This is a genomic window from Methanobrevibacter woesei (assembly GCF_003111605.1).
Taxonomy (GTDB): domain Archaea; phylum Methanobacteriota; class Methanobacteria; order Methanobacteriales; family Methanobacteriaceae; genus Methanocatella; species Methanocatella woesei.
The window spans coordinates 138,035-164,714 of record NZ_MZGU01000004.1; the positions used below are offsets into that span (position 1 = coordinate 138,035).

At 30.2% G+C, this 26,680-nt stretch carries 27 protein-coding genes; 10 read left to right on the top strand and 17 right to left on the bottom strand.

What is annotated here, in order from left to right:
* Window positions 1-7 precede the first annotated feature (7 nt).
* From MBBWO_RS03175 to MBBWO_RS03190, 4 genes are read left to right on the top strand one after another with little or no spacing between them, the layout of a single operon-like run.
* Window positions 8-922 carry a dihydroorotate dehydrogenase gene (locus MBBWO_RS03175; protein WP_116669436.1) on the top strand — a complete coding sequence of 305 codons (915 nt, stop codon included), beginning with the start codon at window positions 8-10 and terminating at the stop codon, window positions 920-922.
* 5 nt (window positions 923-927) lie between these two features.
* Entirely contained in the window at window positions 928-1,728 is an 801-nt protein-coding gene (locus tag MBBWO_RS03180) for a dihydroorotate dehydrogenase electron transfer subunit (RefSeq protein ID WP_116669437.1), read from the top strand.
* 16 nt (window positions 1,729-1,744) lie between these two features.
* Window positions 1,745-2,779, top strand: a complete 1,035-nt coding sequence (locus MBBWO_RS03185) for an AI-2E family transporter (RefSeq protein ID WP_116669438.1) — start codon at window positions 1,745-1,747, stop codon at window positions 2,777-2,779.
* On the top strand, window positions 2,779-4,578 hold the full coding sequence (locus MBBWO_RS03190; RefSeq protein WP_116669439.1) for a DNA-directed DNA polymerase: 1,800 nt from the start codon (window positions 2,779-2,781) through the stop codon (window positions 4,576-4,578). The genes MBBWO_RS03185 and MBBWO_RS03190 overlap by 1 nt, the downstream gene beginning before the upstream one ends.
* Before the next feature lie 5 nt (window positions 4,579-4,583).
* Here the strand turns inward: MBBWO_RS03190 and comC are convergent, their stop codons facing one another.
* The 4 genes from comC to psmB form a co-directional block, all read right to left on the bottom strand.
* Window positions 4,584-5,609, bottom strand: a complete 1,026-nt coding sequence (comC, locus tag MBBWO_RS03195; protein WP_116669440.1) for an L-sulfolactate dehydrogenase — start codon at window positions 5,607-5,609, stop codon at window positions 4,584-4,586.
* Window positions 5,610-5,620: 11 nt separating this feature from the next.
* Complete coding sequence (gene purM / locus MBBWO_RS03200; protein WP_116669441.1) at window positions 5,621-6,640, bottom strand: phosphoribosylformylglycinamidine cyclo-ligase; 1,020 nt, start codon at window positions 6,638-6,640, stop codon at window positions 5,621-5,623.
* Window positions 6,641-6,742: 102 nt separating this feature from the next.
* Window positions 6,743-8,653 (bottom strand): beta-CASP ribonuclease aCPSF1, encoded by a 1,911-nt coding sequence (locus MBBWO_RS03205; protein ID WP_116669442.1) that lies wholly within the window; start codon window positions 8,651-8,653, stop codon window positions 6,743-6,745.
* 135 nt (window positions 8,654-8,788) lie between these two features.
* Window positions 8,789-9,403, bottom strand: coding sequence for an archaeal proteasome endopeptidase complex subunit beta (psmB, locus tag MBBWO_RS03210; RefSeq protein WP_116669443.1), 615 nt, complete (start codon window positions 9,401-9,403; stop codon window positions 8,789-8,791).
* A 195-nt stretch (window positions 9,404-9,598) separates the two neighbouring features.
* On the opposite strand from psmB, the gene MBBWO_RS03215 reads away from it, so the two are divergent.
* Window positions 9,599-10,336, top strand: a complete 738-nt coding sequence (locus MBBWO_RS03215) for a class I SAM-dependent methyltransferase (RefSeq protein ID WP_116669444.1) — start codon at window positions 9,599-9,601, stop codon at window positions 10,334-10,336.
* On the opposite strand, the gene cofG is transcribed toward MBBWO_RS03215, so the two are convergent.
* The 6 genes from cofG to MBBWO_RS03245 form a co-directional block, all read right to left on the bottom strand.
* On the bottom strand, window positions 10,323-11,408 hold the full coding sequence (cofG, locus tag MBBWO_RS03220) for a 7,8-didemethyl-8-hydroxy-5-deazariboflavin synthase subunit CofG (protein WP_116669445.1): 1,086 nt from the start codon (window positions 11,406-11,408) through the stop codon (window positions 10,323-10,325). The genes MBBWO_RS03215 and cofG overlap by 14 nt on opposite strands.
* 8 nt (window positions 11,409-11,416) lie before the next feature.
* Entirely contained in the window at window positions 11,417-11,854 is a 438-nt protein-coding gene (locus MBBWO_RS03225; protein ID WP_116669446.1) for a DUF2120 family protein, read from the bottom strand.
* Window positions 11,855-11,866: 12 nt separating this feature from the next.
* Window positions 11,867-12,808 (bottom strand): GTP cyclohydrolase MptA, encoded by a 942-nt coding sequence (gene mptA, locus MBBWO_RS03230; RefSeq protein WP_116669447.1) that lies wholly within the window; start codon window positions 12,806-12,808, stop codon window positions 11,867-11,869.
* 144 nt (window positions 12,809-12,952) lie between these two features.
* A complete protein-coding gene (locus MBBWO_RS03235; RefSeq protein ID WP_116669448.1) occupies window positions 12,953-13,630 on the bottom strand; it encodes a SepCysE family protein in 678 nt (225 codons plus the stop codon).
* 9 nt (window positions 13,631-13,639) lie between these two features.
* Window positions 13,640-14,116 (bottom strand): Lrp/AsnC family transcriptional regulator, encoded by a 477-nt coding sequence (locus MBBWO_RS03240; RefSeq protein ID WP_116669449.1) that lies wholly within the window; start codon window positions 14,114-14,116, stop codon window positions 13,640-13,642.
* 230 nt (window positions 14,117-14,346) lie between these two features.
* Window positions 14,347-15,531, bottom strand: coding sequence for a tRNA (guanine(10)-N(2))-dimethyltransferase (locus tag MBBWO_RS03245; protein WP_116669450.1), 1,185 nt, complete (start codon window positions 15,529-15,531; stop codon window positions 14,347-14,349).
* Window positions 15,532-15,652: 121 nt separating this feature from the next.
* Here MBBWO_RS03245 and MBBWO_RS03250 point away from each other — a divergent pair, with 121 nt between their 5' ends.
* Window positions 15,653-16,759 (top strand): DegT/DnrJ/EryC1/StrS family aminotransferase, encoded by a 1,107-nt coding sequence (locus MBBWO_RS03250; RefSeq protein ID WP_116669451.1) that lies wholly within the window; start codon window positions 15,653-15,655, stop codon window positions 16,757-16,759.
* A gap of 29 nt (window positions 16,760-16,788) precedes the next feature.
* Here MBBWO_RS03250 and MBBWO_RS03255 read toward each other — a convergent pair whose 3' ends face one another.
* Window positions 16,789-17,094, bottom strand: a complete 306-nt coding sequence (locus MBBWO_RS03255; RefSeq protein ID WP_116669452.1) for an MTH1187 family thiamine-binding protein — start codon at window positions 17,092-17,094, stop codon at window positions 16,789-16,791.
* A gap of 52 nt (window positions 17,095-17,146) precedes the next feature.
* Between MBBWO_RS03255 and MBBWO_RS03260 the strand changes: the two genes are divergently transcribed.
* The gene (locus MBBWO_RS03260) at window positions 17,147-17,998 is read left to right on the top strand and encodes a TIGR00269 family protein (RefSeq protein WP_116669453.1); all 852 of its coding nucleotides are present in this window, start codon (window positions 17,147-17,149) and stop codon (window positions 17,996-17,998) included.
* On the opposite strand, the gene MBBWO_RS03265 is transcribed toward MBBWO_RS03260, so the two are convergent.
* From MBBWO_RS03265 to comB, 5 genes are all read right to left on the bottom strand, one after another.
* Complete coding sequence (locus MBBWO_RS03265) at window positions 17,995-18,933, bottom strand: calcium/sodium antiporter (RefSeq protein WP_116669454.1); 939 nt, start codon at window positions 18,931-18,933, stop codon at window positions 17,995-17,997. The two genes, MBBWO_RS03260 and MBBWO_RS03265, sit on opposite strands and share 4 nt — an antisense overlap.
* Entirely contained in the window at window positions 18,933-20,273 is a 1,341-nt protein-coding gene (locus tag MBBWO_RS03270; RefSeq protein WP_116669455.1) for a hemolysin family protein, read from the bottom strand. Before MBBWO_RS03270 ends, MBBWO_RS03265 begins: the two co-directional genes overlap by 1 nt.
* A 28-nt stretch (window positions 20,274-20,301) precedes the next feature.
* Complete coding sequence (locus tag MBBWO_RS03275) at window positions 20,302-20,514, bottom strand: DUF1922 domain-containing protein (RefSeq protein WP_116669456.1); 213 nt, start codon at window positions 20,512-20,514, stop codon at window positions 20,302-20,304.
* 104 nt (window positions 20,515-20,618) lie between these two features.
* On the bottom strand, window positions 20,619-21,791 hold the full coding sequence (locus MBBWO_RS03280) for a TraB/GumN family protein (RefSeq protein WP_116669457.1): 1,173 nt from the start codon (window positions 21,789-21,791) through the stop codon (window positions 20,619-20,621).
* Window positions 21,792-21,846: 55 nt separating this feature from the next.
* A complete protein-coding gene (gene comB, locus MBBWO_RS03285) occupies window positions 21,847-22,554 on the bottom strand; it encodes a 2-phosphosulfolactate phosphatase (protein ID WP_116669458.1) in 708 nt (235 codons plus the stop codon).
* 40 nt (window positions 22,555-22,594) lie between these two features.
* Between comB and MBBWO_RS03290 the strand changes: the two genes are divergently transcribed.
* From MBBWO_RS03290 to MBBWO_RS03300, 3 genes are read left to right on the top strand one after another with little or no spacing between them, the layout of a single operon-like run.
* Complete coding sequence (locus tag MBBWO_RS03290; RefSeq protein ID WP_116669459.1) at window positions 22,595-23,116, top strand: hypothetical protein; 522 nt, start codon at window positions 22,595-22,597, stop codon at window positions 23,114-23,116.
* A gap of 58 nt (window positions 23,117-23,174) precedes the next feature.
* The gene (locus tag MBBWO_RS03295; protein WP_116669460.1) at window positions 23,175-24,089 is read left to right on the top strand and encodes a methanogenesis marker 7 protein; all 915 of its coding nucleotides are present in this window, start codon (window positions 23,175-23,177) and stop codon (window positions 24,087-24,089) included.
* A 50-nt stretch (window positions 24,090-24,139) separates the two neighbouring features.
* Window positions 24,140-25,165 carry a metallophosphoesterase gene (locus MBBWO_RS03300; protein ID WP_165807921.1) on the top strand — a complete coding sequence of 342 codons (1,026 nt, stop codon included), beginning with the start codon at window positions 24,140-24,142 and terminating at the stop codon, window positions 25,163-25,165.
* Here the strand turns inward: MBBWO_RS03300 and mmp10 are convergent.
* The gene (gene mmp10, locus MBBWO_RS03305; protein ID WP_116669462.1) at window positions 25,162-26,406 is read right to left on the bottom strand and encodes a methyl coenzyme M reductase-arginine methyltransferase Mmp10; all 1,245 of its coding nucleotides are present in this window, start codon (window positions 26,404-26,406) and stop codon (window positions 25,162-25,164) included. The genes MBBWO_RS03300 and mmp10 overlap by 4 nt on opposite strands.
* Window positions 26,407-26,680 lie beyond the last annotated feature (274 nt).

The window sequence follows — 26,680 nt, forward strand, 5'->3', positions numbered from 1 at the left end:
GTATTAAATGTTAAAAACTAATATTTGTGGTGTTAACTTTAAAAATCCTTTAATGCTAGCTGCTGGTGTTTTAGGAAGTAATGCTTCATCTTTAAATTGGGTTTTAAAGTCTGGAGCTGCGGGAGTTGTCACAAAATCATTCTCTAAGGAACCTAATACTGGTTATAAGAATCCTACAACTGTTGGTGTTGATTGTGGAATTATTAATGCAATCGGTCTTTCTAATCCAGGGGCTGATAATTTCATTGAGGAAATAAGGAGAGTTGAAACAGGGGACGATGAGGTATTAATTGCATCTATTTATGGAGCAACTCCAGATGAATTTTCTTTTTTAGTGGAGAAAATACAAGATGATGTTGATATGATTGAACTTAATATTTCATGCCCTCATGCAATGGCAGGATGTGGTGCAGCTATTGGTCAAGATCCAAATCTTACTCACAAAATAGTGTCTGCAGCAAAAGATGCATCTAATGTTCCAATCATTGCTAAATTAACTCCTAATGTTACTGACATTGGTGAAATAGCTAAATCTGCTGAAGATGCAGGAGCAGATGCTTTAACATTAATTAACTCATTAGGGCCTGGAATGAAAATCAATATTGATGTTGCAAAACCTGTTTTATCAAATAGATTTGGTGGAATGAGTGGTAAAGCAGTAAAACCAATTGCTATTAGAGATGTCTTTGTAGTTTATGATACTGTAGACATTCCAATTATTGGTGTTGGAGGCATATCCAACTATGAGGATGTTGTTGAATTTATTTTTGCAGGTGCTAGAGGGGTTCAAATTGGAACTTCTATTATGAATGAGGGTGTTGAAGTATTCAATTCAATTAATAAAGATTTAGAGAATTTCATGAAAGATAAAGGATATAAATCTATTGATGAAATGGTAGCATTAGCTCATGAGGAGTTGTGATTTTTATGAATGATGTTCCACAAATTGTTAAAATTAAAGAAATTATTGATGAAACTCCTTCAATTAAAACATTTGTCTTTGATTGGGATATGGATAAGTATGGAACTCCAAACCCTGGGGAATTTTTAATGGTTTGGAATTTTAACAACGAAAAACCAATGTCAATTTCAAAAATCAATGATAATGAACTAGCTATCACTGTTAAGAATGTTGGTGAATTTACTAATGAACTTCATCAATTAAAAGTTGGAGATGTGTTAGGTATTCGTGGTAGCTATGGAAATGGTTTTTCCTATGATTTAAAGAACAAAAAAGTATTAGCTATTGGTGGGGGTGTCGGTATGGCACCTATCAATTCAATTGCTACAGCATTGGCTAACAATGGTAATGATGTTGATGTTATTTCAGCTGCAGTCAATGGAGATGAATTATTGTTTGTTGATTCTCTAAAAGATATTGGTGTTAATGTTTGTCCTTGTACTGATGATGGAAGTGTAGGGTTTAAAGGATTTGCAACTAATCTTGCTATCGAGTTAATCAAAGATACCTCTTATGATATTGCATTTGTTTGCGGACCTGAGATAATGATGAAAGGAGTATTTGATATACTTGAAGATAATGAGATTCCTGCTGAATATTCTATGGAAAGATATATGAAATGTGCTCTAGGAATATGTGGTCAATGTTGTGTAGATAATACTGGTTGGAGAATTTGTGTAGAGGGGCCAGTTTTCTCAAATGATTTATTAAAAGAGATTAATGAGTTTGGTAAATATCATAGGGATGCTTCTGGAATTAAGCATTAATTAATTGGTGAGATTAATGGAAAAAGACTTAAAAGAATATATTACTCCTCCAATATTGCTAATTTTGTTTTTATTGGTGTTATCCTTAGTTATTGTAATGCCTGTTTTAAACATGATTCTATTGGGGGCTATTTTATCATTTTGTATAAGGCCTATTAATAGGCGTTTACAAACTAAAATTAAATATTCTTCTATTTCAATTTCGCTATCTATAATTTTAGTAGTAATTCCATTAATTCTCTTGTTAATTTATATGGCTATGGTTATTGGAGGTTTTGTTTCAGAAAATATTATCTCAAATCCGGCATTATCTCAAGAAAGTCTTAATGCAACTTTTTCAGAATTATCTTCTGCAATTCCACCTCAATATCTTTCAAGCATTAGTTCATCTTTAAACACAGCTTTTAATGAGATTGGTAATTTTATTGTAAATGGTGTTGTTTCTCTAGTTAGTGAGATACCTTCTCTTTCTTTAGAGATATTTATATTGGTATGTTCAGTATTTTACTTTACTAGGGATGGGGATAAATTATTCAACTTCATTAAGGATTTTGTTCCAGATAATACAATAAATTTCTTTGATAATACTGTAAAATCTGTTAAAAATGTTTTAAAAAGCATATTTTATGGTCATTTCCTAACATCTTTAATTATTGGTATTGTTGCAGCTATTGGGTATTCTTTATTGGGTTATCCTTACGGCATATTTTTGGGAATTCTCACAGGAATATTCCAGTTAATTCCAGTATTTGGCCCATGGCCAATTTATTGGGCACTAGCTATTATTGACTTCATCCATGGGGATTATATGGGTGCTGTATTGGTATTGCTATTTGGATTTGGCCTTAGTTTAAGTGATATGTATATTAGGCCGGCTTTATCTAGTCATTATGCTGAAATCCATCCTTTAATTTTACTTATTGGATTTTTAACTGGTCCTTTAGTTTATGGACTCACTGGGTTTATTTTATGCCCGCTGCTTTTGGGAATAACCTATGCAGTTCTAGATAGTTATAGGAATGAATTAAAAAATAAAAAGGAGACTAGCTAATGGAGAGGAATGTTGTTATTTTAGATGTTGATTATGTAACTCATGATGATAAACCTGTTGTTCGCCTTTTTGCAAAAGATGGTGAAGATAATGTCATTTTAATTGATGATTCATTTCAGCCTTATCTTTATGTTTTACCTGTGGGATTTCCAGAAGATTGTATAAATGAAATCAATGAAGAATTAGATGATGTCATTGTTGAGGAAGTTGTGAAAAAAGATTTTCAAGTTGAAACAGATTTTATAAAAGTAACTTTCAAACATCCACAAATATTGGCTAAAAATAGGGATCTTTTAAGAGGATTAAGTGAAGTTGCAGAAATTAGAGAGTTTGACATTCCTTTTTATAGAAGATATCTAATCAATAATAATGTTGTTCCAATGACAGAAGTTAAAGCTGTTGGACAGTCCATACCTTCTTTTGGAAATTTGGAAGCTGATGAATTAGGTATTGAAATTATCAAATTGGAAGAACCTTTAACATTGGTTAAAGATAATCTTCAGGATTTTAGAATTCTTAGTTTTGATTTAGAGGTGAGAAATCCTCATGGGATGCCTAATTCTGAAGAAGATGAGATTATTATGATTGGTGTTGCAAGTAATTTTGGGCTTCGCCAGGTAATATCTACAAAAAACAAGACTAATCCTAAAGAATCTTTTGTTTGTCAGGTTAGCTCTGAAAAAGAGATGATTGAAACTTTTGTTGATATTATAAGAGACAACAATGTTGATATTATAGTAGGTTATAATTCAGATAATTTTGACTTCCCTTACCTAAAGGATAGGGCAAGAATTTTAGGTGTTGATTTAGATATTGGAATGGATGGATCTTCGATTAAATTTATTAGACGTGGTTATGCTAACGCTGCAAATATTAAAGGGATTATTCACGTAGATTTATATCTTGTCATGAGAAGGTATATGACACTTGATAGATATACACTCGAAAGAGTATATTTGGAACTTTTTGGTGTTGAGAAGATCGATGTTCCAGGAGAAAGAATCTGGGAATTTTGGGATAATGGTGGTGAAGAGTTAGATAATTTATTTGATTACTCATTAGATGATGTAGTGGCTACTTTAGAAATAGCTGAACAAACATTGCCTTTAAATTTAGAACTTACTCGTATTGTAGGTCAACCTTTATTTGATTTAAGTCGTATGGCTACTGGTCAACAAGCAGAATGGTTTTTAGTTAAAGAAGCCTATTGGGATGATGAAGTAGTTCCAAATAAACCTGGTGGTGCTAATTTTGCTGTAAGACAAGCTGAAGAGGATAATGAGGGGGGATATGTAAAAGAGCCTGAAAAAGGTTTACATGAAAATTTAGTTCAGTTTGATTTTAGAAGCCTATATCCAAGTATTATCATTTCTAAAAATATTTCTCCAGATGTAATCGAATTTGGTGAAGTAGAAAATATTGGGGATTATAATATCGCTCCAGAACATGATTTTAAGTTTAAAAAAGAGCCTAAAGGTTTTATTCCTTCAGTTATTGCTAAAATTTTAAATGAGCGTTTCAAGATTAAAAAACAGATGAAAGCATCAACTGATGAAACTGAGAAAAAATCATTAGATGTACAGCAGCAAGCAATAAAAAGATTGGCAAATACTATGTATGGAATTTATGGTTTTCCAAGATTTAGATGGTATTCCTTTGAATGTGCTAAAGCTATTACTGCATGGGGAAGGCAATATATTAAAAAATCTATAAAAGAAGCAGAAAATTTCGGTTTTTATGCAATATACGCTGATACTGATGGGTTCTATGCAAAATATAAAAAAAGTAATGAAGAATAATTAATTTATTCTTCTAAATAGGAATCAATATCGATTTCTAAATCAGAACAGATTTCTTTTAATTGTTCATATAATTTTTCATCGATTTCCATTCCATTAGCTTCAGCTTCAGCTATTCTTTTGACTTCTAAATCACCTGGAACAAAGGTGTCTCCTGTGTCTCTTACTTCTTGACAAAATGCTTCAGTTTGTTCTTTGAATGTTTCTGGGTCAACAAATTTAGAAGGATCAATAGCTAAGTATAAATCTCCTTTTGTACAGTCTTTAGTAGGGTCTGCAGTACCAGTAACTTCTTTACCCCATGCTGCACTTACTAATGGTCCAGTTAATAATTCAATCATAAATGCTAATCCATATCCTTTATGTGCACCAAATGGTAAGATGGATCCTTTTAATCCTTCATCAGGATCAGTGGTTGGGTTTCCGTCAGCATCTAATGCCCATCCTTCTGGGATTGAATTTCCTTTTCTTCTTGCTTCTAATAATTTTCCACGTGCAGTAGCAGAAGTTGCCATATCAAGAGCGATGTAAGTATCTGATGGAATACCAATAGCTATTGGGTTAGTACCTAAGAGTGCTTTACTTGCACCTAATGGTGCGATTGCAGGTTCAGTATTTGCAATTACAAGACCAATAACTCCATCTCTAATAGCTAAATCAGAATAAAATCCAGTTACACCAAAGTGGTTTGAGTTATGTACACCTACACATCCTACACCTATTTCTTTAGCTTTTTTAATAGCTAATTTCATAGCTTTGTAAGATACTGCTTGTCCAAATCCACTGTTACCGTTAATTAAAGCTATTGCAGGAGTTTCTTTTTCAATAGTTATGTTATCTTCTAAATTGATAGTTCCTGCTTCAATACTTTTTAAGTATTGTGGGAATCTTCCAAGTCCATGGGAAGTAAATCCTTTTAAGTCTGCATCAATAGTTGCTTCAGCTACTAATTCGCAGTCTTCTTCACTTGCACCTAATTTTTTCAATATTTCTTTTACAAGGCTTATTTCATTATCTTTTGTAATTTTCATTTTGCTCTCTCCTAATATTCAACTTCAGTTCCTTCAAAGGTTTTAACTACAATTTTATCTTCTTCAATTACTTTACCAATTATTTGACAATTGCAATATTCTTTTAAAGTTTCCATTATTTTGTCAGCTTCTTCCTCTTCAGTTATTACAACAAAACCTACTCCCATGTTGAAAACTTTGTACATTTCTTTTAAAGGAACATTTTGTTCATAAATAAGTTTAAAAATTTCAGGGACTTCTGGAAGATCGTTTATTTCATAACCTACGTTCTTTTTTAATCTTTTAAGGTTAGTGAATCCTCCGCCAGTAATATGTGCTAAACCATTGATTTTGTAATTTTCTTTAAATAATCTAACAATTGGTTCAACATATAATGTAGTTGGTCTAAGTAATTCTTCACCGATGGTTGTGTCACCATTTGGCATTTTATCATCAATAGCATATCCTGCATCATCAAATAATGCTTTTCTTGCTAAACTGTATCCATTACTGTGAATACCATTACTTTCAATACCAATCAAGACATTTCCAGGAGTTATATCCTCACCAGTGATTATTTTATCAACATCAACGAAACCAATTCCAGTTCCAGCAATATCGAAATCTTTAATGATTCCTGGTAATGATGCTGTTTCTCCACCAATAATAGCTATTTTAGATTCAATAGCTCCTTTAACTAATCCTTCAGCGATTTCACTAGCCATTTCAGGGTTTGGTTCTTCAACAGCAAGATAATCTACTAAAGCAATTGGTTCTGCACCGACACAAAGTATATCGTTAACAACCATAGCTATACAATCAATACCGACTGTATCAAATTTATTCATCATTTTGGCAATTAATATTTTACTACCTACTCCATCAGTACTCATTGCAATAGCTTTATCACCTAATCTTACAAGAGCAGCATAATGGCCACTATCTGTGATTATATCTCTATATTTAAGAGTTGATTTGAGTTTGGATGCTAACTTGTCAACAGTAACAGCCTCAAGGTCTATATCAACACCGGATTCTGAATATGTAACCATCTCATCACCTATTTTTTAATTAAATGTAAATAGTTTGATTATTTTTTTTAAAGTATAACATTATATAATATGTTTAGATTCCTATTTAATTATTTGTTATTTTTATTGAATTCTCACACAATCTAAATTAAGTGGTGTTTTTGTTTCAATTTTATAACTTCTATGTACACTTGATGCTAAGTCAACAGTTTTATATGGATCTCCGTGGCAGGTAATGACTTTTTCAGGTCTTGGATTTAACCTTTTAACGTAATCCATTAATTGGCGTCTGTTAGAGTGACCACTAAATCCATTAATGGTTTTAATTTCCATTTTAACATTGAATACTTTTGTTTTTCCATCTTCTTCAAGAGGAACTTCTTTCCATCCTTTTTGTATTCTTCTTCCGAGAGATCCTTCAGATTGATATCCTACAAATATTAAGGTGTTTCTTTCATCTTCACATAACCATTTGAAGTATTCAACTGAATTACCTCCAGTTAACATACCTGATGTTGAAAGAATGATTGCTGGTTGTTTACTTTCAACAAGTTCTTTTCTTTGGTCTAAACTTTGAACTTTAAGGAACATATCTGAGATAAATGGATTTCTGCCCATATGGAATATTTGATCTCTTAAATCTTTACTTAAATATTCAGGTCTTGCAGTATGGATAGCTGTTGCTTCCCAAATCATACCATCAATGTATATAGGTACCTCTTCAATCATTCCATGACGCATATATTCTTCAAGTACAACCATAAGCTCTTGTGCTCTTCCTACAGCAAATACTGGAACTAAAACTTTTCCACCACGTTTAAGTGTTTTATATATAGTTTTCATCATTTCTTTTTCAGCAGAGTTTCTAGATGGTTGCACATCTTCTCTTCCACCATAAGTACTTTCCATAATCACAGTTTCAGAACGTGGGAATCTGGTGGTAGCAGGTTCAAGTAATCTACTTCTTTCATACTTGAAATCTCCAGTATAAACTAAGTTATGAGCTCCGTCACCAATATGCATATGGGACATAGCTGAACCAAGGATATGTCCTGCATTATGTAAAGTTAATCTAATGTCTGGAGATATGTCAGTTACTTCTCCATAATCTAATGTAATTGTGTTTTTAATAGCTTTTTGAACATGTTTTACATTAAATGGTAATGGATTTCCTTCTCTGTGAGCAATATCAATATGATCTAATTGTAATAAAGTCATTAAATCTCTTGTTGGTGTTGTACAGTATACAGGTCCTTCATAACCATAATGATATAAGTATGGTAAGAATCCACAATGGTCTAAGTGAGCATGTGAAATAATAACTGCATCTAATTCTTCAATTGAGAATTCTGGAACATTTAAATAAGGAAAAGCATTTTTATTATCTGTTGCAGCAACGTTAACTCCACAATCTAATAATACTCTACTATTTGGAGTTTGTAAAAGCATGGAGGAACGTCCTACTTCTTTAAATCCTCCCATGGATGTTACTCTTGCCCAATCATTAGGATATTTACTTCCTTGATGGATTTGTTTTCCAAGTCTTTGTAACATCTTTTTACGGTCTTTGCTACTATTTTTTAATATTCCTCTGATTTTTCCAATTATTTCAGAACTAATTGGTGGTGTTCTCAATATTTTTGGAGCCCACCCTGTATTTTTAACAATATTTCTAGATGTTGCACCAAATTTACCAATTACAAGTCCTGGTTTTTTAGCAGTAATAACAACTTCTCCTGTTACAGTGTCAAAATAGATATCAGTAATTTCAGCACCATCAGGAACGATTTCATGAACTTTTTCAATAGTCTTTTCAGGACTTAATAATACGCTTTTATCTGAACGAATGATAATTCTTTTTCTTAAATCTTTAGCTAATGTTCTTATAAGATCGCCATTTTCAGTTATGATTTCTGGGTTTTTAGTGTAAATTACCACTTCTGGACCCTCGAATTCAACTTTTGAGACTTGGGTTTCAGCAGGTAATTTTCCTATTATCGCCTTTTTAATATCTTCTAAAATCTCTGAAGTCATATAATCCCTTCAAAAAAAGTGAGATGTGTAAAAATAGGTCATGAAAAGCTTTTAATAGCTATAATTAGTTTATAACGCCATAACTCTATTTACACAATTATATAAAAAAATAGTTAGTTATGAAAATTAGTTTCCTTATATTTTTTCTAGAATATCATTAACTTTTTCATTATCTAACATTTCGTAGCCGTTTTCATCTACTTTAGCAACTAAAAATCCATTTCCGGAGTAAGTGTCACGTTCAGCAGCAGCTTTGATTGCTCTTACAGCTACTTCTAATCCTTCTTCAACAGTTATTTCATCATGGAATCTATCTTCAAGCACTCCATATGCAGTAATTGATCCTGAACCAGTTGATATGTATGTATCTTTGATCATACCTCCTGCTGGGTCTAAGGAGTAAATAGAAGGTCCTTCATCATCAACACCACCAAGTAAAGTTTGGACATATGCTGGTCCAGAACGTAAAATATTTGCTGTTAATGATGCAGCAGCTTTAATACTAATCTTATCGTTGTTTCTTAATTGGTAAAGTGATACTTCAGCCTCAATTATTTTCATTAAGTTTTGAGCATCTCCAACAGAACCTGCGATTGTAGTTACAATATGATCATCAATTTTAAATATTTTTTCAGCTACTTTATGAGCTACTAAGTTTCCCATAGTTGCTCTTCTTTCACTTGCAAATACAACACCGTCCTTACATGTAATACCTACGGTTGTTGTTCCTTCTAAAATTTTATCTTTCATTTATAACACCTCTTATAAGTATTCAAAATAATATTATTTCAACTACTTCATAGGTTAATATAATAAAAATAATTAATACATTACTATAATTAATATTTATTAAAATCAGAATCAAATAATTAGTATAAACTAACTAATAATCATTATTGTATATTTATATATATAAATCTTTCTTATTTTCTTTTAGGTGTTAATATGAAATGGAAAAAAATTGGGGATATTCTTGTTGTAGATGATAAATTCGGTGATAAATCCTTAGAAGAGTTAAAATCTATAGCTAACAAGGAAAAAGTAGAATCTATAATCGAAATTGACAATATTTATGGTGTTAAAAGGGAACCTCATTATAAATTTCTTTTGGGCAGTAAAAGTGAAACTATTAATAAAGAAAATGGTTGTTACTTTAAGTTGGATTTAACTAAAGTAATGTGGTCTAAAGGCAATGTTAACGAAAGAATAAGAATAGCAAACCTTGTTGAAGATGATGAAACAATAATTGATATGTTTGCAGGTATAGGCTACTTTTCAATCCCAATAGCTAAATTCAGCAATGCAAAAGAGATTTATTCAATGGAAATTAATCCTAATTCTTTTTATTATCTTAATGAGAACATAAACTTAAATAAAATTAACAATATCACTCCACTTTTAGGAGACTGCAGTCAGTTGACACCTAATTACAATGCAGATAGAATTTTAATGGGATATGTTAAAACAACTCATCATTATCTTAAAACAGCGGTTGATTCATTAAATAGCGGTGGAATAATCCATTATCATGAAACAGTACCTGAAAAACTAATGGAAACACGTCCAATATCTCGTATTAGACAGGCAGCAAAAGATAGGGAAGTTGAATTGTTAAATATTCAAAAAATAAAAAAGTATTCTCCCGGAGTTATGCATGTTGTTGTAGATGCTAGGATAAATTAGATATTGCATCTAAAAGTTTCTCATTTAACCATTCTGGAGTTATATATTTATCATAAATACATAATCTTTCAGTTAAGTTAAAACCAACATTATTTGTAAGTTTTTCAAGTTCTTCTAATGCAGGCCATGGGGATGTTGGATTAACAAAGTCTTTTGAAATCGGTGAAACACCACCCCAATCATCTGCACCACATAATAAGAATATCTGAGCAGTATCATAATTTAAGTTAGGTGGAACTTGTATTGAGACATCACTATCCTTAAATAATAACTTTGCAGCCACTACAGTACGAATCATATCCATTAAACTAGGTTCTTCACAGTTTTCCATCTCAATACCTGGGCTCACTGTAAAGTTTTGAATAATCACTTCCTGAATATGATTGTATTTATCAGATAGTTCTTTAATTGTTAGTAAAGAATCAGCTATTTCTTCTTTTGTTTCTCCAATACCAATTAAAATTCCTGTGGTATAGGGTATTTTAAGTTTTCCAGCATTACTTATTGTATCAATTCTCAATTCTGGATCTTTTCCAGGACTTCTTCTATGAGCTATTGTTTCCATTAATCTTTTTGAAGAATTTTCCAACATTAAACCCATTGATGCATTAACTTCTTTTAATTTTTTAAGTGCATCATAGCTAAAATTTCCACCATTGGTATGAGGCAATAATTTAGTTTCATTTAATGTCATTAAACAGACATCATAGATATAATCAATCATATTTTTATATCCTTTATCCTCAAGAGCTTTAACAACTGCAGGGCTTTCATCTGCATCTTCTCCAAAAGTAAATAATGCTTCTTTACATCCCTGTTTTTCAGCTATTTTCAATTCTTCAAGAATTTCATCCATATCCTTTAAGATTATGGCATTTTTATCTTCAGGTGTTTTTTTAAAATTGCAGTATCCGCAGTCATTTCTGCAGATTTCAGTTAAAGGGATAAAAATATTTTTAGAATAAGTAATGGTGTTATTCTCTTCATTATTAACTGTCTGTTTCATTAAATCGAGTATTTCTTCTTTTTCTGCAGTTAAAAATGAGAGAATTTCTTCTTTTGTATAGTTCATTTTATCATTTATCTTTCATTGTCTGAAACAGTAACTTCGACATATAATGGAGGGAGTTCATGTTTATCTTCCCAAATTGCTATTATAACATCACAATCTGGAAGTTCAAATACTTTATATTCTACAACAAGACCCATTCCCTCTAACTCTTTTTTCATTCTTGTAAAACCATGTGAATCAACAGCAGTTGTTGGTTCTTCTTTAGATTGGATGTGTTTATCTCCAAGCTCAAGAATGTCTCTTATTTTTTCATCAGAAGTTACTTCTTTTCCTCCAAGAAGTTCTCCAATTTCATTAATTTTATCGTGGAACTGGTCAAGGGGAATTACAGATCTTGATCTGCCTCTAACAATTAGAATTTTTTCATTATCTATAGCTGGTTGTGATCCTTTAAATGCATCAAAAAAACCCATTACTTGTCCAGCTACTTCGTATAATTTTTGCATCTAATCAAATCCTTATTGAACATCTAATTCTTCTTTTAATTCACCCATAGTTGTTACTTTTTCTGCATAAGCATTGTGTCTATGGATACTTTCATAATTTTCTTGACGTGCTGTAATTAAAGTGTCATCAGGGAAATCTCCATACATGTTGACAATTTTTTCCATCATGTTTCTAACACAGTCTTCAACAAAAACAGGATTTTTATGAGCAGACATTACAACAGCATTTTCATCAGGTCTTTTTAATAATTCACAAACTGGAGAACTCATAGAAGATTCAATCATATTGATTATGTCTTCCCCTTTTACAATGTATTTTTCAGGAACTTCTATTAATAAGGTTCCAACTCCTCTTTGGTTGTGGGAAGCAAATGTTACAGTGTTTAAGACTTTTTCTGTTGTTTCTTCATCTAAGAATTCTAATAATTTGTTTTTATCAGATTCTTTCACAGATTCTTGTGCACAAGGACAAACAGTCATTCCTGTTACTTCTGCACCAATGCTTTTTCTGATTTTTATATCTTCATTGTCATCTCTGACTCCAACAGCTTTTGCTATAAGTTTAGCCATTTCTTGTGTTTTGTTTTTTGTCACTGGAGATTCTTTAACAAACATATAATCTGTAACCATTGAAACTTCAACACGTTTTGCATATTCGTGCTTTTTCATCATTTTATTCACGATTTCAGCACATATGATTTCAACTTCAACAGATTTGTCATTTGCAACGTCTTCCATTACTTCACTAATAGCCTCAGGGCTTCTAGACATATGTACTCCTTTTTGATCATTTGGTAAATCTACAAATGCATCAAAAGTAGGTACTAATATAATAGGTCTTTTATCTTTTCTCTCTAATTGTAATAATTTTTTTACTCCAGTTACTCCTACTCTAGTTAAACTAATAGGAATATTTGGAGAGTCATCTTGTGTATCAGGTAAACAAACTACCAATTGTAAAACCTCGGTTTATATTAAATTTATAATATAATAATTTATTTTTTATATTTAAATACTTTTTTTTTTAATTAAACTAAATTTCAGTATTTTTTTAAAAAAAGAGTCTAAAAAAAGTTTTTAAAAATATAATAGATAAAATCATTGTTCTATTATATTTTTAATATCAATGTCGGTTAATTCTTTTAAATTTTCATCTAAATGGATTTGTGCAGAATATTGTTCAGTTGCACGTTTTGCAAGAAGTTCTCCATTTTTATCTTTTTCACCGAGAACAATGATTTTTTCAGGATTTATTGAATCAATTTTCCTTTTAATATCATTATGAATATGTTCTATTTTCTTTTCAATTCCTTTCAAAGCAGCATCTGGAATTTTAGGATTTATTTCTTTCATATCCTCAATTACTAGTGGCATATCAGCAACTACAATATTGGATACATCAATTCCAAGCTTTTTTAAGGATTTTTTAAAATTGTTTTTTGGTGTAATGAATAAAATATTTGAAGTTAATTTGGATAAATCAAATTCTTCAACTTCTTGTTCAATGACTTTAAAGTTGGATAGCTGTTCATTAATACTTTCACGTGCATCAATTAAGAATTTAGTAAATGCTGTTGCATCTTCCTTGTCTAAATGATGATTAGGTAAACTTTTGTAAATGTATTCTTCTGCAGCTATTAGATTTTTTAATCCAGATTCAAAAAGCGCAACATCAATTTCGCCTTCTTCTGCTTCTTTTAGCTTAAATGAGTTTGTTGTTTTTTTAGTTGATTTTAAGATTATATTTTGCACTTGTTCATTTCTAAAATTGTTCATGTCACCACATTATAAAATATTTGAAGATCCCATGTCTTCTTTAATTACATCTAAAACAGTTTGAGTATAAGTTCTTTCTATAATCGGATCTTTTAGTAATTCTTTAATAAATGAGTTTAATTCATCAGTATCTTTGAATTTAGCTATTAAAAATGCATCATATTCTCCAGTAACATCATAAATTCCTACAACATTTTTATTAAAGAAAGTTTTTTCTTCCCAGTTTTTAAGTTTTCCACCTTTGACTCTAACTCCGATAATTGTTGTAAGAACATATCCGAGCTTTCTATGGTCGATTACAGGTGAAAATTTCTTAATTACTCCAGATTTAATCATTTTGTCGATACGGTTGTGTACAGTACCTACAGAAACATCTAAACTACGAGATATTTGTCTGTAAGAGGTTCTAACATCTTCATTGATGATTTTCAAGATATTAATATCTGTATCATCTAATTTTATTATGTCCTCTTTTTTCTTGACCATTTTTATCTGCCCTCTAATTGTTTAATTCTCATTATTTTAATGTTTTTTATGAACATTTAAATATTTTATTTTATAATTTAATTACTATTAAAAGTTTCCATTTTCTTTTAATTATTCAATACTTTAATTTATTTGTATATCATTCTTTAATATTTTTCAAACTAATTGTGTATTCATTTGATTTTAATAAATGATAGTTATTATTCATATACAAAAGTTGGTCTTATGTATTATGAACAATTTAAGCTTATAATAATGGATTTTATTTTTTTGATTGGAGCATCTGTTTTAATAGCGAGGGGATTATAATGGCTTTTAATGGCAATAAATCCTTCTTTTTTCAATTGATCAAAAACTAAATCTAATTTTGGAGCACTAATTTTTAAGACTCTGCATAAATGGTGCATATCATAGAAAGTTATCGGAGCATTAGCTTCGCCATGGCAGCTATTTAATAATTTAAGAAGCTCTTTTTTACTATTTAGTTTCTTATTTTCACTTTCTTTAATCATTTCTCCAATGAACTCTTCATCTTGGATTTTTCCAAGCCATAAAGGTCCTGCATGGATTAATTTTTCACCGCATTCTGGACATGTGTCTTGTATTGAAGTTGCAAGCCCATTGTTTGTTTCCCTGTAAAGACAATGCTTACAATGGCTTATATAACCGATATTGTTTAAAGATTCATCAGTTGCTTTAGAACCCTTTTTAACTTCAAGATACAATCTCATGTAATGTTCAGTACTGTGGGATAGCTTAACTTCAATATATTTTTTATATTTGGCTAAAGTTAATGCAACATACCCTGTAAGGATTCTAATTCCTGTTTCATGACAGTATTCGCTTTTATATGGTTTTGCATTGTATTTGCGGATACATGGTTCTTTGTAAGTTCCACATAATGCAGAAGTGTCAGTTGCGGTTACACAAAGAAGGGAATTTTTACGAGCACAATATCCTGCAGCATCTAAAAAAGGAGATGGGGTTCCAAATGGGTCAATATCAATAACATCAAATTCTCCTCTATGTGAACGTAAAAAAGCACTAGCTTCATGGTTATAAATGTTAATATCTTGGAGGTTATTAAGTTCTACATTTATTTTTTCAAATTCATTTGCAGTTTCACTTATATCATTAATGGATATGGTGTCTGTTGAATCGATTTCATTTTTGTATCGTATTCCTCTAATCCCACTTCCACCAAACAAATCGCAAATAGCTATTGGGCGATTTTGTTCCTTTTGGAATGTTTGGAGAGCTAAAATAGAAATGTCTCTATTTAGTTCCATATGTGGGTTGTAAAATACAGGTGCATCAGATGAAACTTTGTCAAATTCAGGGAATTGAATTTTTGTTGTTCCTTCTGTTATTGTTACAAGATTATAATCGTTATGTGTTTTTTCAGTTTCACCCATTTTATCAACTTTGATATTTTATTTTCAATATTTATGTATTGTTTTAAATATTATTAAGTTATAATATAAATATAGTTTAGAAAAGTTAGTTAATTATTTTTTTTATAATTTGGTGATAGTTATGGCGGATATTAAGGTTCCTATTGCAAAACCAATTATTGGTGAAGAGGAAATTGAAAATGTTGTTGAAGTTTTAAAATCTGGTATGATTGCTCAAGGTCCTAAAGTAATGGAATTTGAAGAAAAATTTGCTAATTGGATTGGAGCAAAATATGGTATCGCTACAAATTCTGGAACCTCTGCATTACATGTAGCTCTTTTAGCTTGTGGAATTGGTGAAGGAGATGAAGTTATTACAACTCCTTTTACATTTATAGCTAGTGGAAATGCGATTGTTTATACTGGTGCAACTCCTGTTTTTGCAGATATAGATTTAGATACTTATACTATTGATCCAGATAAAATTGAAGATCTTATCACTGATAAAACTAAAGCTATTTTACCAGTTCAACTTTATGGTCAAGCTGCAGATATGGATAAAATCAGGGAAATTGCAGAAAAACACGATTTAAAAATTATTGAAGATGCAGCTCAAGCACATGGGGCAGAATATAATGGTGAAAAAGTTGGAACTCTTGGAGATATGGCTTGCTTCAGTTTTTACCCTACAAAAAACATGACTACCAGTGAAGGTGGAATGATTACTACTGATGATGAAGAACTAGCTAAAAAAGCTCAAATGTTCAGAGCTCATGGAGCTAGTGAAAGATACCATCATGATGAAATCGGATATAACTTTAGAATGACTGATATTGCTGCAGCTATTGGTCTTGCTCAACTTAAAGTAATTGATGAATTTAATGATAAAAGAATAAGTAATGCAAACTATTTAAATGAACAATTAAAAGATGTTGAAGGAATTGTAACTCCTAAATCTCCAGATAATTATAAACATGTCTATCATCAGTACACTATTCTTGTTGAAAAAGGAAACCGTGATGATTGGGTTGAATTTTTAACTAATAAAGGTATTGGAACAGGTATTCATTATCCAATTCCATTGTACAATCAACCTATTTATAAAAAATTAGGTATTGAAGGTGATTGCCCACTAGCTGAAAAAGCTGCAGACAATGTAATTTCATTACCTGTACACCCTTCTTTAACAAAAGAGGATTTAGATTTAGTTGTTGATGCTGTAAAAGAAGCATCTGCTAAATTTTGCTAGTTTTTTATAAACTAGTCTTTTTTCTTTTTTTATTTTAACATTTCATTTACTGTGTCTATTTTCACATTTAAGGTTCTGTTATCAAGGTCTCTTCTATCATCGACTTTAATAATAGTATAAACTCTGCCTACACCTATTTTGAAAACAGCTTCCTGTGCAGTAGCTATTGCATCATATAATTCTTTGAGATTATCTGCTTCTATTTGTGTTCCCATTCCTGTTAACTGGTAATTGAGACCTGAATCTTTAATAGCTTGAACTGCTGCGGTTACATAGTCTTTACATTCAGTATCTTTACTTCCAACAGGAACTATTGCAAAATCTGCGGTTATCATATTTTTCACTTCCTATAAAATATATATTTATCTTAGTATAAAATTATTCACGATGTCTGATTTAGATTTAAGTGAATTTAATGAAAACCTTTTTTTAAGGATTAATAATTTAATCAAGGAATATAATTTGATTTGTGAAGGTGAAACAGTAGCAGTTGCTTTATCTGGTGGTAAAGATAGTGTTTTAACTTTACATGCTCTTAAAAATTATCAGCAGTTTGTTGATTTTGATTTGATAGCTATTTCTGTTGATGAAGGTATTGCAGGTTACCGTCAGGATGGTGTTGATGCAGCTTCTGAAAATGCAGATAATTTAGGTATTAAATTAATTAAAAAATCATTTAAAAAAGAGGAAGGTTTTATTTTAGATGATATTTATATGAATTTTAAAAGTGCATGTATTCCTTGTGGTGTTTTTAGACGAAATATATTAAATAAAACTGCTTATGAATTAGGGGCTTCTAAAATAGCTACTGGTCATAATTTAGATGATGAAATTCAATCATTTTTAATGAGTTTTGCTCGTGGAGATCTAATTAAATTTTCTAAATATGGTCCTATGTTAGATGTGATTCATCCCAAATTAGTTCCAAGAATTAAACCATTATGGAATACTCCTGAAAAAGAAGTTCTTTTATGGGCTCAAAAGAATAATGTTCCTTTTCATTCTGCGCCATGTCCTTATTCTAGCTTGTCATTAAGATCTAAAATTAAAGGATTTTTAAATGATTGTGAAAAAATGAATCCTGAAATAAAGTATAATGTAATGGAATCATTTAATAAAATTTTAACTTTTGAAAGTAGTATTTCTCCAGTTCTAAATGAATGTGAAATATGTGGTGAACCTACTTCTTCTGATATTTGTAAAGCTTGTGAATTAAAAAAAGAGATTAATGAGGATTAATTCCTCAATATAGCAAATATCATATATATTATAAATAGGGCTGTAAGGATAATTCCTTCTTTTTTGTTGTAGTCGGAGTCTAATTTTGCAAATATGAATGCAAGTATGGTCATACCTAACATTAATCCTAAATCAACAATCATTTCAGGACTTACCGGGATTGGTGTAATCAATGAACTTAATCCCAAGATAAATAAAATGTTAAATATGTTGGATCCAACTATATTTCCAATAACAATTTGATTTTCTTTTCTTTTAAGTGCTGTAAGAGATGTAACAAGTTCTGGAAGTGAAGTACCTATAGCTACTATGGTTAATCCAACTAAGGTTTCACTCATTCCCATTGCCATAGCAATGGACGATGCACCTTCAACAACACATTCTCCACCAATAATAACTCCAATTAAACCTGCTACAATGTACAGTATGCTTCTACCTTTTCCAATAGTAGGTTTTTCAATATATTCTGCTTCTTTGGACTTTTTAGCAGTATATACAAGATATGAAACATATAAAATAATTAATATAAGTAAAATTAATCCTTCTAATCTTGTAATATCCCAGTTAATTAAGATTAAGACAACAATAAGTGCGCTTACAAGTACTAAAAAGGGTAAATCCTGTTTAAGTAAATTTCTACCAATTTTAAGATTTTTTATTATTGCACAGACACCTACAATAAATAAAAGGTTGAATATGTTACTTCCAACAATATTACTTACAGCTATTGCATTATTTCCACTAAGAGCCGCTGTAATTGAAACTGCAGCTTCAGGAGCACTAGTACCAAATCCTACAACTGTTAAACCAATAATGATTGCAGGTATTTTTAAAATACGTGCAACATTACTAGCTCCATCTACAAAATAGTCTGCACCTTTAATAAGGAGCACAAAACCAACTAGTAAAATTATGACTTCAATTATTAAATCCATTAGTCTGTTTCTCCTTCTTCATTATTTTCATATTTTGGTTTGTCGCCTAAATCAGTTACAAGTATCTTGTCAATTTGGTGACCATCCATGTCCATAATCTCAAAACAGAATCTGTCCCATTTAAAGGTTTCACCGTCAGTAGGTATTTTACCACAATAACTTAAAATAAATCCAGCTATTGTTGTAAAGTTATCTTCTTTTTCATCTGGAAATTCGCCATCAAAGTCAAATAATTCTTTAAATCTGTCAATTTGATATCTTCCATCAATTAACCAGGAATCATCATTTCTTTTAATAGCTATTGGGTCATCTGTTTCATCAATACCCGGGATATCTCCAACAATGCCTTCAAGTAAGTCATTTAAAGTAATTAATCCAGTTAAACTTCCAAATTCATCTACAACTAAGGACATATGGACATATTCTTTGTTTTCTTTAAATTGTTTGACTAATTCTAATGCTTCTAAGTTTTCAGGAACAACTAATGGATCTTTAATGATATCTTCTATTTCTAAGTCTTCTTCTTTAAATAAAACAGAAAGAATATCTTTTGCTTGAACAACTCCAATGAAATCATCTAATTCTCCACTAGCTACCGGGAATATTGATCTTTTACTTTCAATAATCTTATTTTGGTTTTCTTCAGGAGTATCTTCCAAATCAATCCAGACGATTTCATTTCTTGGAGTCATAATCATATCTACTTTTTGATCATCAAGTTTGAATACTCTTTTAATAATGTCTTCTTCTTCTTTTTCAATAGTTCCTTCTACTCTACCTTCTTCAATCATCAATTCAATTTCTTCTTCTGTAATTGCATTATTTTCTTCATGACTAATTCCCATTAATCTTAAAAGTCCATTTGTAGATTTACTTAAGATAACAACAAATGGTCCAGATGCTTTGGATAATAATTTCATCCATTTTGCAACTTTAACTGCAATATTTTCAGGATTGTTTAATGCAACTCTTTTTGGAACAAGTTCTCCAACAACTAAGGATAAGTAGGTAGTTATAATTACAACAACGATTGTACTTACAATTTCACTATACGGGATATATGGTGAAATAATTGCATTTAATGGATCAGATAATGTTGCTCCACCAAAAGCCCCTGTTAATATACCAATAAGTGTAATTCCAATCTGAATTGTAGATAAAAATTGATTAGGATTTTCCATCAAATCTATAGCGGTTTTTGCGTGTTTTTTCCCATCATTATACATTTTTTGAAGTTTACCTTTCCTTGAAGATACAACTGCCAATTCAGACATGGAAAATATACCGTTAACAACAATTAATACAACTATAATAACTATCGAGATTATCGTTTCATACATTTCTAATCTTACCTAATTTAAAGTTTTATTATAATTCACTAGCTAATTTAAAGCCAGTATTTCCATAGATTTCATCTTGCATTTCCTGAACTGCTTCTGATGCTTCTTCACGGGTTTCAACTTTTTTAAAGATTCTCCTTTCTTTAACTTTAATAGTTTTACCGCATGTGCATTTTCGAGTAGCTACTCCTTTTTTTGCATATAAAACTCTACCGCAGTCACAACGAAATATTAAATACATTTCAATCTACCATGAAACCTAATTTTTATTTGTATATTATATAATAATTAGTATATAAAAACTTTTAGAATCAGTTTTTTATAATGCACTAATTTACTTAGTATCTATCCACCAAATATTTTCATAAATAAAGGTATAAAAACTTGGGATGGAAGTATAATTAAAGTAGCTATGCTAACTGCTAAATTAGTACCAATAACAACAAGTAAAATTCTTATTATGTTGTTGTGCCATAAGTCACTTATTTTTTCAACATTAGAAAGATTAGATATGTCTCTTTTTCTAATTTTCCTTAATTTTGCTTCAGTTAAACCAGAAAACCAACCTGCAGCTAATAATGGATGAATTATGGTTAATGGAGCCACAACACCTCCGACAATAGCTGAAATTAATTTAGAACCAGATAATATTGAACCTAGAAACCCCATTATCATACTAATGGCAATAAATTCAATAAGGTTATCACTAATGTTAATACCACTTATAAAAGCCAGAAAAAATATCACAACAAATAAGATTGGGATTAATGCTAAGATGATTTTAGCCCAAGGTATGCTTTTTTTTTCGTTGGTAATAACTAATGATGAAAGTGGAGGTATGCCTTCTGGATTGTTTAGATGTGCTTCAATTCCAGGTTTATGGCCTGCACCAACAACTGCAACTACTTTATCTTGTTTTATTCTTAAAATATTTCCTGCAAGATAAGCATCTCTTTCTTTTACAAGAACTTCATATGCTCCAGGGGAAACTTCTTTGAAATATCCCATAACTTCATCAATATTTTCTGGATTTTTAAGTTCTTCAATATCAAGTTCATCTGCTTCGTCATCATCTGAGAAAAAGGAAGTTACAAGACTTGTAAGAAATTTAAATTTTTCTTTAAAAGTCATTTTATTAAGTGCTCTTTGTAATGTAATATTGATGTCTCTATCAATCAATGCAATTGGGATTTTTAAATCTTCTGCAGCTTCAATAGCACCAATCATTTCTGATCCTGGTTTTACATCAAGTTCTGCACCAATTTTTGACTGGAAATGTCCAAGGATGGTACTTACAAGAAATACTCCAATTTTATTTTCTTTAATAATTTGAGTAATTGGGATGGTATCATCTTCTTCAATACCTGCCATTTCTTTTCTGAGTCTAGTGTATCTACCTCTATCAAGTTCAATAGCTACTACATCTGGTTGTTTTTCGTAGATTGCATCTTTAACTTCTTCTACACTTTTTTCAGATACATGTGCAGTCCCAATGATTGTTAAACATTCTCTATTCATTAAAAATACACTTCTTTTATTTTAAAATTTAATTAATAGTTATACTATGTAATGGCTATTTAAATACTTTTAACTTTCCATTTTTATAAATTGCTACATTATCACTAATGTTTTTCTGAACACAGTAGGTCACATCATCTTGGGAGTTTAATTTTTTAAGTTTACGCCCGGAATTACAGTTATAAAATGCTTTTTTTACATTTTCATAGTCTCTACTGGCTAATATTGCAGCTTTTGCAAAATCACTAATCTCAAATTCTATAGAGTTATCTGTCAGTTCTTTTTCTATCCAGTAAATAATTTCTCCTGATGCTAAAAAGTCTTCAAGTGCGAAATTACCTTTATATCCTGCCATAACTACATCAATTTCATTTTCAGCTATTTCAATAGATTTTTTACCAACTGCCTCAGCATTAACTATTGATCCAACAAGAACTGTGGATTTCATATCTTTCAATATTCTAGTTCCATTGCTTGTTGTTAAAATAAGGGTGTCCTTTTTTTCTGGAGGTATTTTATAAGTTTCAATAGCTTTAGGTGAATTGCCAATATCAAAACCTTTAATTTTTATTCCTTCACGTTCACCCGCAAGTATTGCATTATATTCTTCACCTAGTTTAAAAGCTTCTTCTGGTGTAAAACATGGTATTATTTCTTTAAAATTATTTAATCCTAAAACTATGCTTGAACTTGCTCTTAATGCATCAACCATTATTGAAACGTCAGTAGTGGTTGTTTTTTCAAAGGATAATGTAATTTTCATATTTAATAATTTTATATATTATTGTATTATATTATTTACTATGAGAATTGTTACAACACCTATGTGTGAAAGTATCTTAAAATATGCTGGAATTGAAGAATATGTTGTAAATAAATTTCCTGATAAAGAGGATGGAGATTTGGCTATTTTATTATCTGAAAGTAAAACTTCTTTAATTTCTTTAAAAATTAAACTAAATACTTTTAAACAGATTAGAAATAGTATAAAAATTGTTTCAAATTTTTCAAATGGGGGAGAACTTTCAAATAAGGATTTGGATGATATTTTTAGAGACTATGATGTTGCTATGAAGTATTTGAATAATTCAAATGATTTGGATATTAAAATTAAGGTATACTCAAACTTTTTAAAGGATATAGTTGAAGATATGGGTTTTATAGTAGATGATGTTGATTTTGACTATGTAGTTTTTCCAGATTATTTGAGAAATGAGGTTGTTGAAAAAGATAATCTTGTTGAAATGCCTTCTCATTCATCTGTTTCAAAAAATCCTATTGAAAGAACTGAATTAAGGTACTCAATTTTAGAAGATATTATATAATTATATTAATGAATAAATTCTAAGTATAATTTAGTACAATGGAAGTGAGGAAAAAATAATGTATGAAACATTAACATTTACTGGTGGAGTTCATAAAAGTGAAGAACTTAAGGAACTCATTGAAGATTTAGGGGGATTTATTCTCCAAGAAAATGTTTTTCAAATGGATTTAGTTTTAAATATGGCTATTCCATTAGAGGATGTTAAGAAAATAGAAGAAAAATCAAAAGAACTTTTAGGTAAAGTATCTGTTGCTCCTATGGCAGGTTCTGAGATTGTAATTGTTTCCCCTACTCTTGCAAGACATCATCTTCCTCATGCTGCTTGTGATATTTCTGAATATCTTCGTGAGTATGGTGCTAAAGATAACATGATTGGACTTGCTCGTGGAGATGGAAAAGGAACTTCTGGAATTACAGAAGAGGAAAAAAAATTAATTGAAGAACATGACTTAGCTATTTTTGCATTAGGTAGTTTTAAACAATGTATTATTGACAAATCATTTTTATTTGATGATATTGACATTCCAGTTATTGTAACTGGTGCTCCAGACATTCCTCTTGAAGAGCTTCCTGGAGCAGATGCTTATGTTGGTGGACTTGGTAGAATTCCAAGACGTTTAAGAAGAGGTCCTGATATTCGTGCTCTTGATAAGCTAGTGGAAACTGCTGAAGAAATATTAAATAATAAAAAACGTGAAATGGTTCATGATGCACCATTGGTACCACCAATAGTTGTTAAAAATGCAATTGAACACCAAGTTCCAGCTATTAATGATGTTATATCTCCACTTCCTGTCACTGGTCAATTAGATGGTGTTCGTGTTAAATTAGATTATGATAAATATCATGAAGAAATTGAAAATGTTATTGTTGATGGTAAAAAGTTATCTGAATTAGCTGAAATTAAAAAATCTTTCATGTATGATTACATTCTTGTTAAAATATATAGTGAAAGTTCTCTTATTCAATAAAATTAATTATGAACTATTTTAAACAACGTTTTAGGATGAATGGTATAGGGATGACTATTATCCTATCTATTTTCTATTTTTTACTTTTAAAATACACTAGCTATTTGTTTATTCCTATTTCAGATTTACAAACAATAACTATTGTATTGGTTCTGGCTTTTATAAATGTTATTTCAGTTTATTTTGAATTAAAGCATTCTAATATTATTTCAAGGACACTAATGTTTTTTTCTGAATCTATAAAGTGGGCATCAATAATGTATGGATTTTTAGCATTAGCTGTATTCTTATTTAACTGTATTATTTGTCCAATTCCAATTGAATATGCTAAATTCATGTTGTTAATAATAATTTTATTATACATTTATGGAATTTATAATGCAAGGCATGTTAAAATAAATGAGAAGAATTTATATCTAAAAAATTTAACTGAAGAAATGACCATAGTTCATATATCTGATATACATGTGGGTTCACTTATTAGAGATTCTTTAATGAGAAAAACTGTTGAAAAAATAAATGAAGTAAATCCAGATATTGTTATTATATCGGGTGATTTGGCTGATGGAACCTGTGCAATAGGTCCAAATCATTTTGACATATTTAAAAAATCCAATTCTCCAATTATATTCACTCCAGGTAATCATGATGACTATCCTGATCTTGAATGTGTTATAAATGCTGCAGAAAATGCCAAAATTACAGTTTTGAATAATGAATCAATGAAATTTAAAGGAGTGAATATTTATGGATTGCCTTTTAGTTTTTACCATAATTCTCAATGTAATTTTAATTTAAATAAAAATGAGACAAATCTCTTAATTTATCATGTACCAATGAATTGGGATGAATTTATTGAAATGGGATTTGATATTCAATTGTCAGGCCATACTCATGGAGGTCAGTTTTACCCAGCTACCTATTTTATAAAAAGAATGTTTCCATATTCAAGAGGATTATTTGAGAAAAATAGAAGTTATTTAAATGTTACTGATGGTATTGGAACTTTTGGCCCTCCAATTAGAGTAGGAACACATTGTGATATGTCTGTATTAAAATTAAAAAGAAAGAATTAGTTTATTTTCATACCAAAGAAGTTAATTGCATCAACTAAGTCATTAAACTGTTCTAATTCTCTTTCAATAACATTTTCATCAGTCATATCAAAACTTAATTCACCATCAACACTGAGAGTATCTGGACCGCGCCCAACAACTCTTTCAACTCCATCAGCACTTAAAATACGCTCTGCATCAAGTTGATGTACAAATGCACGTCCAGGCAATATAACAGATTCTTTAATTTCACTTAAATCTAAAGTTTCAAGATCTTCTTTTGTAATTAAACATGCAATCTCTTTAGGAACTGCAACTACATTAACATCTTCAGCACCAATTTTTTCAAATATCTTAGAAATATATGGTTCAGCTGTTTTTGAAGTGATGATTGTAGCTTCTCCAGTTACCTTTTTAATAAACTGTAAAAAGATTTCATTTTTATCTTTAGCTATTGCAAATGGACCATCAGTTTCAGGATCGCAAATTGGGGTTCCAGAGACTCTAAAGTTATACTCTTTATTAATCTGTTTTACAAGCTCGCCAAATTCTTCAATAGGCTGTGATTCAAAATCCTTAAGAATTGGCCCATTTTTTAAGATTAATCCTTCATTAAATGTATTTGCAAATCTCATTAATATAATTCCTTTGGCACCCCATTTCTCTAATGCATCACAAGTATCTCTAAGAATTTCTCCATCATTAACTCCAGGAATTATAACAGATGCAGCTGTTAAATCAATGTTTTCAGCGAAAGTTTGGCATGCTTTTAGGGATTCTTCGCTATGTTTGTCATTAACCCATTCTCTTCTAATATCTGGATTACTGGAAAAAATAGTAAATGTAACTTCATCAACATTGTTGTTAATTAAGTTTGTAGCTATTTCACTGTTGGTAATGCCTTTTCCACTTGTATATCCTAAGTGTGAATTTAATCCATATTGTTTTAAACTAGCTGTAAGGTTTTCTAAGTAAGGATAGCAGCTTACGTCCCCTCCTCCACTAATATTTACTTTGATGTCATCTTTAACAGGCTGCATCATTAAAGTATTTTGCACGTCAGTTAATACTTCAAAGGGATTTCTAAATTTACTTACATTTTCACTTATTCCTTTACTGCATCTTTCACAGCCAATTTTGTTTGGTAAGCAGTTAGAACATCCAAGAGGTTCTATTTCTTTCACTTTTCTAAAATAACAATATTTACAAAAACCATTACAATCTTTTCCTGGAATTCCACCAACATCAGCTACAATTTGCATAAATTTTATCTATGTATATTATATTATATAGCTATTTTTGTTAAATTTCAGTATTACTTTAAGCAATGATTTATAATAATTTATTTTAAATTAACTTAAACACTTGTTCATTTTACCCCTATTTTTATTAGTTAATTTATTAAATTAATTTTTAATTTATTATTTGTATTGACAAAAATTATTATCTAACTCATTAACAGGATAATTAGTTTTTTGAATTATTTCAAATATAGGTTTATTTTTTATAATGCTTCTATTTTTATATTATTTATCT